At 57.1% G+C, this 12,526-nt stretch carries 9 protein-coding genes and 3 pseudogenes; 6 read left to right on the top strand and 6 right to left on the bottom strand.

The annotated features are described in order from the left end of the window. Positions 1-508: 508 nt before the first annotated feature. A complete protein-coding gene (locus V5734_RS03315) occupies positions 509-2,569 on the top strand; it encodes an ATP-binding protein (protein WP_347312098.1) in 2,061 nt (686 codons plus the stop codon). Here the strand turns inward: V5734_RS03315 and V5734_RS03320 are convergent. Next, positions 2,538-3,518: a response regulator gene (locus V5734_RS03320; RefSeq protein WP_347312099.1), complete on the bottom strand. Its 981-nt coding sequence runs from the start codon at positions 3,516-3,518 to the stop codon at positions 2,538-2,540. The two genes, V5734_RS03315 and V5734_RS03320, sit on opposite strands and share 32 nt — an antisense overlap. Positions 3,519-3,767: 249 nt before the next feature. Here V5734_RS03320 and V5734_RS03325 point away from each other — a divergent pair, with 249 nt between their 5' ends. Continuing rightward, positions 3,768-3,935 (top strand): hypothetical protein, encoded by a 168-nt coding sequence (locus V5734_RS03325; protein WP_347312100.1) that lies wholly within the window; start codon positions 3,768-3,770, stop codon positions 3,933-3,935. 436 nt (positions 3,936-4,371) lie between these two features. Here the strand turns inward: V5734_RS03325 and V5734_RS03330 are convergent, their stop codons facing one another. Further along, positions 4,372-4,548: a hypothetical protein gene (locus V5734_RS03330; protein ID WP_347312101.1), complete on the bottom strand. Its 177-nt coding sequence runs from the start codon at positions 4,546-4,548 to the stop codon at positions 4,372-4,374. An 897-nt stretch (positions 4,549-5,445) separates the two neighbouring features. Here V5734_RS03330 and V5734_RS03335 point away from each other — a divergent pair. From V5734_RS03335 to V5734_RS03345, 3 genes and pseudogenes are all read left to right on the top strand, one after another. Then, a pseudogene (locus V5734_RS03335) lies at positions 5,446-5,889 on the top strand (IS481 family transposase); the annotation flags it as partial. Positions 5,890-6,170: 281 nt separating this feature from the next. Further along, on the top strand, positions 6,171-6,578 hold the full coding sequence (locus V5734_RS03340; protein WP_347312102.1) for a hypothetical protein: 408 nt from the start codon (positions 6,171-6,173) through the stop codon (positions 6,576-6,578). Positions 6,579-6,756: 178 nt separating this feature from the next. Further along, a complete protein-coding gene (locus V5734_RS03345; protein ID WP_347312103.1) occupies positions 6,757-7,428 on the top strand; it encodes an SGNH/GDSL hydrolase family protein in 672 nt (223 codons plus the stop codon). A 212-nt stretch (positions 7,429-7,640) separates the two neighbouring features. On the opposite strand, the pseudogene V5734_RS03350 reads toward V5734_RS03345, so the two are convergent. The 3 genes and pseudogenes from V5734_RS03350 to V5734_RS03360 all read right to left on the bottom strand — a co-directional run. Continuing rightward, positions 7,641-7,946: pseudogene (locus tag V5734_RS03350) on the bottom strand (transposase); the annotation flags it as partial. Between the two features lie 509 nt (positions 7,947-8,455). Continuing rightward, positions 8,456-8,647: pseudogene (locus tag V5734_RS03355) on the bottom strand (transposase); the annotation flags it as partial. A 125-nt stretch (positions 8,648-8,772) separates the two neighbouring features. Further along, positions 8,773-9,798: a tyrosine-type recombinase/integrase gene (locus tag V5734_RS03360; protein ID WP_347312104.1), complete on the bottom strand. Its 1,026-nt coding sequence runs from the start codon at positions 9,796-9,798 to the stop codon at positions 8,773-8,775. A 439-nt stretch (positions 9,799-10,237) separates the two neighbouring features. Between V5734_RS03360 and V5734_RS03365 the strand changes: the two genes are divergently transcribed. After that, a protein-coding gene (locus V5734_RS03365; RefSeq protein WP_347310070.1) for an IS3 family transposase occupies positions 10,238-11,385 on the top strand; the annotation gives its coding sequence in 2 pieces (ribosomal slippage) (positions 10,238-10,481 and positions 10,481-11,385; 1,149 coding nt in all). Positions 11,386-11,509: 124 nt separating this feature from the next. Here the strand turns inward: V5734_RS03365 and V5734_RS03370 are convergent. Beyond that, positions 11,510-12,496: a response regulator gene (locus V5734_RS03370; protein WP_347312105.1), complete on the bottom strand. Its 987-nt coding sequence runs from the start codon at positions 12,494-12,496 to the stop codon at positions 11,510-11,512. Positions 12,497-12,526: the final 30 nt, after the last annotated feature.

The raw sequence follows: 12,526 nt of genomic DNA on the forward strand, positions 1-12,526 counted from the left end.
GACTCGCCCCTCAAGGGCGGCGGGGTCCATACCATTGGCTCCGTTTGCGCAAGGGTTGATTTGAGCGGACAATGATCTTTTGCGGGGTGCGGTCAAGCGCCTCGACAGCAAGGGTGTGGCGATGCGAGGAAGCTACGTCACGATCGCAGACCTTCGCCCGTGTTCGGCGGAAGATCCGGCACTCTCCTGGGCTGCAGCGTGATACGGGATCGGGTAGTGCCTTTGTAGCGTTTGAACCCCGGGGACCGACAGAGATGGCTCGATTCGTTTGAACAATTTCGAGCCGTTTCCTAAGTGGATTTCCCGCACGTTTACGCCGCGACCGGGATTGGCCGTGGCTGGGTGAGGATATACCTGATCGGGCGTCTGCCCATCCAGCGATGAATGCGGTCTCCTCCGACGACTGCGTAATTCAGCGGCGAGAAAATTGGGCATTGCAACCAACCAATGCTCATCATACCCGGTATTGATGCCCATCGAAGATGCAAGCCAGCTCTTGGAGGTCAAGTTGCTGTACAGAAAGTTGGAGCTCGGCCTCTACGGCATTGTCGTTGCGGTAAGCGTAGCAGTCGGGGTGATGAGCGAGCGTTTCGATTATCGTCTGCAAACACAGACGCTTGCAGCGGAAATCGCCGACAAGAACCAATACTTCGCCCTTCGGCTTGAAGCCGCAATCTCCCAGTTGGTAGCTTGGGCAAACGGCATAGCAGCGGCTGTGGCTCTGAAACCGGACATTAACCAAAGCGAGTTCGGTGCGGCTGCCGCACGTCTTGGCGAAGATACGGCAACCCTGCTGAACATAGCCCTTACAACCGATAATGTCGTCCGACGGGTCTTTCCCCTGGAACGGAATTCCGCGCTGCTTGGGACAAATCTCCGCGATTTGCCAGACCACGCTGATGGTATCGAGACCGCTAATTTTACGGGTAAACCGACCCTCGTCGGGCCGTTTGACTTGATGCAGGGAGGTCGCGGATTCATCATGCGCTTGGCCTTTTCTGCCGGCTCATCGGACGAGCAACTTTCGAAACGTAGGGAAATGATCTCAATAGTGGTTGATTCGGACAGGTTCTTTGACGTGATCGACCGCGAAGCGGCGGCCGCCGGGTTCAACACAGTGGTGTCTCGTGGCGAGGATGGAGCAGCAATTTACGGCGATCCGTCGGTCCTGAATGAGCAGCCAATCATCAACAACCTGAAGACGCCTTCGAGCAGTTGGCAGGTTGCGTCGGCGCCCATCTCGGGATGGCCGTCATTTTCTTCCAGAGCACCTATGATCGCAGGTATGATCCTACTACGCATGTTTGTGGTGCTTGGGGTCTTGTGGTTCATCTTTCGGCTTCTGCGTAAGCAAAGACAGGCAGAGGATCAATTGGCCGCCGCAATCGAGGCACTGGATGACGGCTTCGCTCTATTCGATGCAGAGGACAAACTCACGCTGTGGAACCGCCGCTATCATGAACTCTACAAAACGTCTGAAGACCTGCTGGTGCGCGGTGCAACATTTGAAGAGATCATCCGTGGTGGCTTGGCGCGCGGCCAATATCCCGATGCGACAGGGCAAGAGGATGCGTGGATAAGGAAGAGACTGGCTTCCCATCTCTTGGGCGAAAGCGTGATTGAACAGCAACTTGACAACGGGAGGTGGATAAGGGTCGCGGAACGGCGAACTAGGGATGGTGGCATTGTCGGCTTTCGCGTCGATATCACGGAGCTAAAGCTGGCCACAGAGGCTGCGCAGGCTGCCGAACGAGCAAAATCGAACTTCATCAGTGTCCTTAGTCACGAATTGCGGACGCCGCTAACCATCGTGATCGGATACACCGACTTGATGACCTCCATCGGATATCTTCCCGCTGTTGGTGATTTGCGAAAGTCATTGGCTTTAGGCACCGACCCCTATGCCGATAGGCAGCTGGATAGGCTGATCTCCACAATCGAAGATATGGCCTCGAAAGCCCAACAATCCGCGAAACATCTGCTGTCTTTGATAAATGACCTGCTTGATTTCTCGAAGCTGGAGGCAGGTAAGATGCGATTCGATATAACGGATCTGGAAGTGGCAAAGCCACTCCACGAGGTGGAAAACCTGTTCCGGGATTCGATCGAGGCAAAGGGCCTGAAATTTGAGGTGGCAGGAACTGCGGCGCGCGTTTGGGCCGACCCGATACGCCTCAGGCAAATCCTGACAAACCTGCTGTCGAATGCTGTGAAGTTTACCGAAACGGGAACTATCCGCGTGGAGGCGTCGTGCGAAGGTGACAAGGTGCTGTTTCAGGTCCACGATACCGGCTGCGGAATATCCGATGACATCGCTGGTAAGATTTTTGGGCTATTCGAGCAGGCGGACAGCTCTTCGACTCGACGTGCCGGAGGGACGGGCCTTGGGCTTGCAATCAGTAAGAACCTAGTCGAGCTGATGGGTGGTGGGATCGGCTTTGAAAGCACGCCGCAATCCGGAAGCACTTTCTGGTTCACTGTTCCAATGAGCAGCCTGACTGCTACCGTTCGCGTCGCGGATACTCAGGCGCAACCCGTCAGGGGAGACCGCCGGGTCGCCGAATATTGAGGCGAAGACAGGGCTTCTGCTTTACTTGTGCGCGACTCTCGGCACGCGCAATTGCACGATCGAGGACTTCGTCTGGGTCACTTGATGTATGCGAACCGGGCCGGATCGGAATCCCGACGGAGACGTCAATATCCATCGGGGTTCCGTCATCGTAGGCGGATTGCTTCTCATCCAGAAGCGACTGTATCTCGGATTCAAGATTAGAAGGATCAACCATGTGCGGGGCGCTCGAGACACAGATGAAAAGTCCGCCCCCAGCATTGGCGATGAGCAGCCCCTGACCACGTAGGGTGTCGGCGATAGCCTCTGCGATGTCAGTGAGGGCATAGGTGAGTTCTTCGGCACTCGCCCGACCATGAATCTTCTCGATGTTCTCCACTTTGATGGCGACGATCTGCGATCCCAGCAGCCCTGAGCGCGAGAGCTGCTTCAAATAGTTCCTGAGAGATGGATAATCGACCAGGCCCGAAACGCCTTCGATCTGCACCTCTGATAAGTCAGGTTTATTGGCGGCGGACATCAGTTTCGCGGCCAACGGCGCAGATGTCGTGGTTTCGCTCGCGGCGCGCCGTGCCGTGATCAGTTCTTCTGCGTTTCTGACGCGAATGCCGAGTTCCATGGTTTCAAAGGGTTTCGTCACGTAGTCCGTCGCTCCCGCCGCAAATGCAGCGTCGACGAAACGTCGTTCGGTCATAGCGGTCAGCATGATGATCGGCGTTCTTCTATACGCCGAGAGCTGTCGCACGCGCGTACAGAGTTCGATCCCGTCCATCTCCGGCATATGGATGTCGAGAAGCAAACAGTCAAAAGCCGGCTCCGCGACACCTATCAATTCCAACGCGGCAACACCTGAAGCCGCGACTGTGATGTCCTGGAAGCCTTTGCTTGCGAGAACCATCGGCAGCAACTCGCGGATGAACGCGTCGTCATCGACGGCAAGGATTTTCATGGATATTGCCCTTCAATTTCTTCCCGAGGAAACCCCATCCTACCAGTCGATTCCGCAGATATGTCGGCGAGTAGTATGTAAACTGTTCCATTCTGGGGTGAAAGGCCAGAGCAAACGGGCATCGTAGAGCAAACCCAATGACTAATCCTTAATGCGGTGCTGACAGCCATCATAAATCCCTACGAAAAGCGGTAATCCCAGGGTACACATCTGCGCAACGAACGTTAGGCAGTTTTGTGCACGCGGCCCATGTCCACGCCACCGCCCCGGTTCATCGCCTACGAACGGGTCTCGACCGCCAGGCAGGGGCAGTCGGGGCTGGGGCTGGAAGCACAGCGCGTCACCATCGACGACTTCGCCCGATCGCGAGGGGCCGAGGAAAGCCTCTTCCGGAAGGCGGTGGAGCCGTCCGCCTGACCCCGTGCAACTGAAATACACGCTTTGCGATGTCGACGCCGATGATGGTAACCTCTGGCATGGATGTCCTCACTTTCTGTGATGTAATTGCAGAACATCACATTGGCACACTACGATGCCGTCGGGAGGGCATCCACGCCATCAAAACGTCGCCAGAGATCATCCGCCTGGCTGTCATGATGTATATTCGGTTTTGTTTGCCAACCCGTCATCGCCTTGACCTGGATTTTCGTGGTCAATGCGCAGATAGGAAAAGCCCGCGCCGGTCTCCCAGAGCGGGTACAAAGGTGACTCGAAATGCGAGCTGGTGTTGTCCTTGCGCTCCAACGGAGAGAGGGTTGCGAACCGGAGCGATGACCAGCGATTCACGACGGTGAGATCGGCGCGGTGTGTAGCTGCATGCGAGCGCAGATCAGGTCGCAAACGACGGGTGATGTTACCTTGCGAAGAGGTTGCGCCGATGACGAGCTTCGGCCCGGAACAGTGCAACCGGGACCACGGTCCGAGCGCCGACCGTGATGCCTGCCAGGTTCCCGACGCGATTTGAGAAGGGGTCGCGAACGACCGTGTCGGTGAATCCGGTTTTCCGGATGATGCCGCTGGCAATCGTCATGGTCTGGCCTTTCTAACCGAAACTCAATCAGCAGTTGTGTTTTTGCTCTAGTATTCGACAAAAATGTGTCGAGCCGGCGGCAGTATGGCGATCCTACGGCCAGATGCAGAGACGCAGTGTTTCTGAAAGAAATACAATCTATAGCTGCAATGACGATGCTAGCCACCGTGTCGGCTTGGCGGAAGTGTGGCCTCCATCAGCGCGGGGTCGATCTGGCTTTGACTTTGTGGCACGTTGGCGGTTGAGGAAGGCAGCGTGCTCCCTCAAGGCCGCGATTTCCTGGTCGCGCGCGGCGTTTCGCTTCCGAAAGATATGCCTGGCCCGAGACGGGATCCAATGGCAGCCGTCACAGATGCCGCAGAATGCAAGTAGCGGAATAGACAACAGAACTAGGAACGCTACAGAACGTTCATTGCCGGTTCCCATATCCTTGTGAAGTGTGATACGAGTCTGAAAGACGTTGGGCTCTTTCATAGCACATCTCCGTCAATACGTGCGGACTGCCAGCTTCGCCGGGCGCCCACAACCCAAAGGTGATTAATTGTGCAATTTTTGCTAGAAATTGAACGAATGCATCGGCGGTTGGCCCGCGATCTAATGGCCCGAAAGTCGCGCCACGCGAGAGTTTCGGGCGACCGGTAGGTCATTCCCTTGTCGGCCATAGGTGTCGCGGCACCGCGTAGCTCTCAGAGGTGTCTCCGATGGCGGCGAGACAACACTTTCATCCGGTGAGCGCGGAATGTCGATGTTACGACGGTGCGCCGAGAGGCTCCGAAAGAGTGCGCTCTAACTGGAAGGCAATTGGGGGCGCTCGGATCACCCGCGACATCAGCGGCCTAGTTGCTTGATCCCACGGTTTGATGGTGCGATCCATTTGTCGGAATGGAAGGAAGCACTATGGGACAAGTTCGTCACGGCAGCGCCACGACCACGCACGCTGTCCGAGCAGCGATACAGCGATCTCAAGCTTCGACCGCGGCGTTGAGCCGGGAACTCGGCATCAACCCGAAGGCGGTTGCGAAGTGGCGCAAGCGCAAAACTGTCGAGGATCGCAAGACCGGACCGAAGGAACCGCGCTCCAGCGTTCTCAGCGAGGAGGAGGACGCGATGATCGTCGCGTTCCGCCGGCACACGCTGCTGCCGCTCGACGACTGTCTCTATGCCCTGCAGCCGACGATCCCGCATCTGACCCGCTCTGCGCTGCACCGGTGCTTGCAGCGGCATGGCATCTCGCGCCTGCCCGAAGTCGAAGGGGACAAGCCGAAGCGTCAGCGGTTCAAGTGCTACCCCATCGGCTTCTTTCATATGGATATCGCCGAAGTGCAGACAGCCGAGGGCAAGACCGACCGGCATGAGGCCTGCGGCCTTGCTCAGATCATGCGCGCCGGCCGCTTCAAGATTGTGCAGATCAAGAGCCATTATGCCAATGTAAACAGTGAGACTCTGACGGCACACGAGGCCCTCGTCCTCATTTCCGCGCTACGACGCAGGCTTTTCCAGCCTGATATGTCGCTCAGCCAAAAATTGTTATTCTTATCCTTAATCGACCTTGGCGTGTAGCGCGATCCTGCTTACGATTAACCTGTGACGGATTCTTGGGCAACGGACTGGGAAGTAAATCGATGGACTACGGCATCTTCCGAACGCATGTGTCAGGGGTTGCGGCGGCTGCCTTTTTGTTATCGTCGCCTTTGGCGGCGCGTGCCGAACGTGACGGTAACGGCATGCCATGGCGGCTGCCTGAACCGCCGAGCGTTTCGAATTCGCAGTCAATGCAGACAGCGTTCATTTCCCTTCAGGCTGCCTGCCGCATGGCTGTGCAACGTGAACTCGTCTCGAGAAAACTGGCGCGGCTACCCGCAGACGGGGAATGGCGCAATGAGGTGGCAGAGGGAATGGCTCGCTACGTCGCGGCCTTTCCTCCAATGGGCTACGGTTGGCACAGCACCGATGGAGCCATGGGGTTGTACTGGCATGTCGCCTTCCAGGATTCATCATGCCCAGCGCCTCCAATGCCCAGCCAACGCTGATGGCGACACGAAACCCGCCATGCGCGGCGCTTTGGCCCGGCGGCGACCGGACTTGCCTGTTCGCGGTCGACCGGGCCGATCACGGACGAAGCATAACGCCGAGGGGTGTCGCTCAAATTGCCAATCCTAACGTTTTCAGTCTTAAGAAGGCGTTCGGATCATGAGGAAGTTCGCGTCTATGATGGCTATTTCCGCGATCAGCCTCGCGGGGTGCGGTGAAGCCGTTACGCACAACAGCGATGCCCGAATCCTTGCACTGGGCGACTCGATGTTCGCGTGGAACAAGCTGTCAAATAACGCGGTCCCCGACGTACTTGAATCCAACTTGGGCGAAGAGGTTGTTGATCGTTCGGTCATTGGAGCAAGATATCTCTACGGTCTGTCCATTTCGGGCGCTGCGGGGCTCAACATCTCCAAGCAATACCGTTCGGGTGACTGGGACTGGGTCGTGATCAATGGAGGGGGCAACGACCTTTGGTTCGGATGCGGCTGCATGGCCTGCGAGCAGACAATCGAACGCCTGATCTCGTCAGACGGGCAGACTGGAAAGATTCCCGCGCTGGTATCGAAGATCCGGCATGAAGATGCGAAAGTGGTCTATGTAGGGTATCTACACAGCCCTGGCGCATATTCCATCATCGACCACTGCAAGTCTTACGACATCGAATTCGAACGAAGGGTGGCAAATCTCGCCGCCAGGACCGACGATTTCTATTACCTTGGTGCCTCGGACGTAGTTCCCGAGGGTGACTTGTCGTTCCATTCCATCGATCGAATCCACCCTTCCATCAAGGGAAGCAAGGCATTGGCCGCTATGATTGCCGACCTGATCAGGGCAATAAGCATATGACTTATATCGCGGGCACGGCGTGCCCGCGTAACTCGGCACATTGGGTTCCTCCCGATGCGGTAATCTGGCGCCTGATTACTTATCAACGGCTTCCTCAAGCAACTCTTTGCATCTGTCCCGAATTTGAGTTTCGGGCCGGCCTGCCTTTTTGAGCCGATCGAGCGCTTCGTTCAATGGTAAGCATTCGGTCTGACCGCCCTTCCGATGGGTCTTCGCCAGATGCGCGACGGCTTCTCGCGTGACAGCGGGCGTCACCACTTTCACGACAGAAGGTCTTTCAGCGCCGCCTGATCCAGCATCGCCTCGGCCAGGAGCCGCTTCAGCTTCGCGTTCTCGTCCTCCAGCGCTTTCAGCCGCTTAGAGTCGGTGACATCAAACCCGCCGAACTTGGCCTTCCAGGCGTAGAAGGTGGCCTCCGACATGCCGTGCTTGCGGCACAGCTCCGCCGTCTTCGCCCCGGCCTCATGCTCGCGCAAAATGCCGATAACCTGCTCGTCCGTGTATCTCGATCGCTTCACTGTCCGGTCCTTTCGTTGGGCCGGACTCTAGCATCAGATGGAGGAGCTTTCGGGGGTCACAGCAGCAGAGAGCAACTGCGAGTCAAACTCCATGAAGAGATGAAATTCCCCGCAGCACGGGGTGAGATGGCTGTTTAGGGCGGGGCCCAACTGAGCCTCGATCAACGTGCGCACCAGCACGTCGCGCGAAAGGACCTCGAGTCGGGACGAAACCTCCCGAGCCAGATTAACGATCCGCAAGGATCGTATCTGGCCGGGGACAAGTGAGTTCCTGAGTTCGTTGGAGCTTTCAACCAGGACTTTTCTTTCGCAGTCCGGAAAGGAGAGAATGACTTCAAGAGGGAAGTGGGCATCTGCATCAGCGTTCATGAAGTCAGTCTTGCGACAATAAGTTAACAAATCGTTAAGTGGATTTAACCGGCCGGTTGATACCGTCGCCTGACAATGCGAGGACCAGTTCCACGTGAGCAGTTCGTCGAGTATTTTGATCTTGTACTCGTGGGTGCGGTCGAGGATATGCCCTGGTGCGCTTCGCTGATGGCCAGCTTCACGCCGCTCAGGCCGCGGCGCACGAGGTCGCGGAAGAACTCTGTCCAGAACGGCTCGGCCTCCGAGGCGCTGATGGCCATGCCCAGCACCTCGCGACGCACGTCGGTATTGACGCTGACCGCGATGGTGACGGCGACCGACGCGATGCGCCCAGGCGTATTCGAGTTTGATGAGCATGGCCCGGCGTTCTTAGGGCTGCTTCAACATATCGGAATCTGTCGAAAAAAAAGTCTTCAGGCATTTGCGGCGTTTGCCCGACCAGCCGAACCCAACGAAGTCAGGGCTCACGGTGCAAAGGGTCTGCTTCCGAGCACTTATTGGATTTGTCTGTGTGGGCAAACGCTGCGGAAACCTTTGCTGCCGCGGATTGGCTCGCCAGAATACGCCGCCCATAACGTGCGGGCATCTCGGGCGAGGTCCAGCGTCCAGCGATCATGATTGACGATAGGTCGCAGCCAATCCTGAAGGCGTCATGAACGCCACCGATACGTGTGCTGTGCGCAGACACATCTTCGCGGCCGGTACAGCGCTTGATGATCCTTGAGATGGTTGCAGGATCCAACGGGCCGACATGTGCGTTGCGCTGATGCTTGGTAAGAATCGGATCTGCTTCCTTCAGACCAGCAATCTCAATCCATCTCAGAACTGCTTCCGTTCCGGCTTCGGACAGGTAGGCGTAGGCGCCCTCACCAAAAGGATCGGTCTTTGACCGGGCCAAGAATAGCAGGCTCGATCCATCATCCTGACGAAGGAGATCATGGACACGCAAGGCGACGATCTCCGACGCTCTGCACCAACTGTCCGTTGCAATCCACAGCGTTGCCTTGTCGCGTAGTTCCAGACGGCTTGATCCGAGTGAGCGGATGACCTCGAGGATGTCCTTCTTGCCCAGTGGGTTCGCTTGGCGAATGCTCGCGCCGAACTTCCGCTTCACGCCCTTCACCGCAAGTTCGACGAGCCGATGGCGACACGGATTTGGCATGAACGCCGCCCTGTGCAGCTCGGATATCGCCCAGAGGCGTGTTTCGATGGTCGTGCTTCGAAGGCGACCTCCGAGGTGATCGACATATGCCGCAATGGTCGCCGGATCGACCGGAGGTTCGGCGCTGTAGCCTTCGCCGGCACACCAGTCCGCGAACAGTCTGATGATCAAGCGGTAGTTGCGAAGAGTTTCGGGCGCAAAGGCGGCTTCCGAGCGCATACGATACTCATCAATGAGCTTCAATCTTACTTCCCGCGTAGCCTCTGACAGACGCACTACGGTTGCCAACCGTTCGGACTCGCGATCAAACCACTTGGCCATCGTCACACCTCCGTGCCGAATACCATACCCCGTGATTATGCCGGCAAGCACTCCGCGCTTGTTCAGAAATCCATCTGCCGGCTGTTTACCGTCTCACAGAAGAACCTAAAAAGCACGCATTGAGTAGGGTTCGCCTCGCCAGCATTAAAGATCTACCGCCGAGGGTCTTACCCTATTGAAAACAGGCCTAAAACGCCGAACCACTGTAATCGGATCGTCGGACGTGTTTGCCGCTCGGCGCCGCCTGCCAAATCATCGCGAGATCGAACCAAATCGTTGGCCGGCGTGGGCGCTTGAGTGTTTCACTAAAGGTCGGCAAGTTCCTGGGATTGTAGGCGGGGCTGTGGGGCTGCTCAAACCATCTAGCTATTACGCTGGACTGAGGTGCCCCTAGATTTGTAGACGCATTGCCCCCTAACTTTGAGGCGAGGAGGCCGACATGGGGACAAGCAACTACAGCGACGAGTTCAAGCGGGATGCGGTGCACCAGATCACGGTGCGCGGGTATCCGGTGCGGGAGGTGTCGCAGCGTTTGGGCGTCAGCACGCATTCTCTTTACAAGTGGCTGAAGTTGTTCGCGGAGCCGGTTCCAAAGCCCGGCGTGGATCATGAAGCCGAGAACCGGCGGCTGAAGCGCGAGCTGGCCAGGGTGACCGAGGAGCGCGACATTCTAAAAAAGGCAACGGCGTACTTCGCGCGAGAGTCCCAATGAAGTACGCGTTCATCCGGGCGCATCGCGAGGAATTCGGCGTCCGGGCCATGTGCCGAGTGCTTCGGGTCCATTTCTCCGGCTTCTACGCATGGTTTAAGGAACCATTAAGCCACCGTGCGCAAGAGGATGCACGTCAGACCGAGCTGATCCGGCAGGCCTGGACTGAAAGCGGCAAGGTCTATGGCTACCGCAAGCTGACCGACGATCTGCGCGACCAGGGCGAACGCATCTCGGAGAACCGGGTTGCCCGGCTGGCGTCGCTGGCCGGGATCGCCGCACAGGTGGGCTACAAGCGCCGTCCCGGCCGATATGGCGGCAAGACCGCCGTGGTTGCCGAGAATAGATTGGAGCAGCGGTTCGAGGCATCCGCTCCCGATCAGGTCTGGGTGACCGACATCACCTACATCAAGACCCACGAAGGCTGGATGTTTCTGTGTGTCGTTATCGACTTGTTCTCGCGGCGTGTTGTTGGCTGGTCCGCCCAGTCCCGAATGACCACGGACTTGGCCCTGCAGGCCCTGCTGATGGCCGTCTGGCGACGCAAGCCGACGGACCGGGTCACGGTGCATTCAGACCAAGGCTCTCAGTTCACCAGCCGGGAGTGGCAGATGTTCCTACATCAGCACAATCTGGAACCGAGCATGAGCCGGCGCGGAAACTGTCATGACAATGCCGTCGCAGAAAGCTTCTTCCAGCTGTTGAAGCGCGAACGCATCCGCCGTCGGACCTATCCGACCCGCGATGCCGCCAGACAGGACGTGTTCGAATACATCGAGCTATTCTACAACCCGAAGCGCAAGCACACGAAAAACGGCATGCTGTCGCCCGTTGACTTCGAAATCAGACAGCTCAATCTGAACAAGGCAGGTGTCTAGGAAACTAGGGGCACCTCAGACACAGGAGAGAAATCCCCTCAGGTTACCTGTACGACAGGGCTGTTTGAATTTCCGAATGACCGTCCAATCCCTGACCTCCCGGATCGGATGCCGGCGACCCGGATTACCACGATCGCTTCTGGCCACTGCCAAGGCGTATATTGAGTCGTACACGTGATTTTTTCTTTTCCTGAGAACGGCTTTCGGCGCGTGCAATAGCGCGATCCAGAACTACATCTGGATCAGCCGCACTATACGACGCAGGTCGGATCGGCTTTCCGACCGACACCTCGATGTCCATCGGTGTGCCATCATCGTAGGTTGTTTCCTTATCATCCAAGAGGCATTGAATTTCAGCTTCAAGGTCAATGGGGTCTAGTAGATTCGGAGCATTTGAGGCGCACACAAACAGACCATTGCCGGTGTTTGCCATCAGCAATCCTTTAGTGCCGAGCACATTAGCAATTGAGTCCGCGACCTCAGTATGGGCGTAGGTTAGTTCGTCGGGCGTTGCACGAAAATGAATACTATGAATGTTTTCAAGTTTGACCGCAATGATCTGCGAGCCCAGTAGCCCCGCGCGCGATAGTTGCTTCAGGTAGTTCTTCAGAGCCGGATGATCGGTGAGCTCCTTGATGCCATCGATCTGTATCTCCGAAAAGGTGGGTTTGTCGCCGGGTGTCAACATCGAGGCCGGCGTCGTAGATGTGATGGCGTCGGCAGTTTTGAGCCGTGTCATGACCAGCTCTTCTGCATTTCTGACGCGAACGCCGAGTTCCATTGTCTCAAAAGGTTTCGTAACGTAGTCCGTCGCGCCTGCTGCAAAGGCGGTATCGACGGAATGACGCTCGGTCATCGCGGTCAGCATGATGATGGGTGTTCTTCTGTACGCCGGAATCTGCCGCACTCGCGTACACAGCTCGACCCCGTTCATCTCCGGCATATTGATGTCGATTAGCAGACAATCATAAGGCGGGATCGCTGCAGCAATCAAATCCAACGCTGCACGACCCGACGCCGCGACCGAAACGTCCTGATACCCCGCTACTGCAAGATACATCGGCACCAGTTCGAGGATGAAGTCGTCGTCATCGACAGCTAGAATCTTCATAGGCATTGCCTTTCAGGCATCATTGCGACC

The sequence above is a fragment of the Defluviimonas sp. SAOS-178_SWC genome (genome assembly GCF_039830135.1).
Classification (GTDB): Bacteria; Pseudomonadota; Alphaproteobacteria; order Rhodobacterales; family Rhodobacteraceae; genus Albidovulum.

What these genes read in the sequence shown, in the direction of transcription:
- V5734_RS03320 (WP_347312099.1), bottom strand. Translation starts at nt 3,518, where the DNA reads ATGAAAATCCTTGCCGTCGATGACGACGCGTTCATCCGCGAGTTGCTG.
- V5734_RS03325 (WP_347312100.1), top strand. Translation starts at nt 3,768, where the DNA reads ATGTCCACGCCACCGCCCCGGTTCATCGCCTACGAACGGGTCTCGACC.
- V5734_RS03330 (WP_347312101.1), bottom strand. Translation starts at nt 4,548, where the DNA reads ATGACGATTGCCAGCGGCATCATCCGGAAAACCGGATTCACCGACACG.
- V5734_RS03340 (WP_347312102.1), top strand. Translation starts at nt 6,171, where the DNA reads ATGGACTACGGCATCTTCCGAACGCATGTGTCAGGGGTTGCGGCGGCT.
- V5734_RS03345 (WP_347312103.1), top strand. Translation starts at nt 6,757, where the DNA reads ATGATGGCTATTTCCGCGATCAGCCTCGCGGGGTGCGGTGAAGCCGTT.
- V5734_RS03360 (WP_347312104.1), bottom strand. Translation starts at nt 9,798, where the DNA reads ATGGCCAAGTGGTTTGATCGCGAGTCCGAACGGTTGGCAACCGTAGTG.
- V5734_RS03370 (WP_347312105.1), bottom strand. Translation starts at nt 12,496, where the DNA reads ATGAAGATTCTAGCTGTCGATGACGACGACTTCATCCTCGAACTGGTG.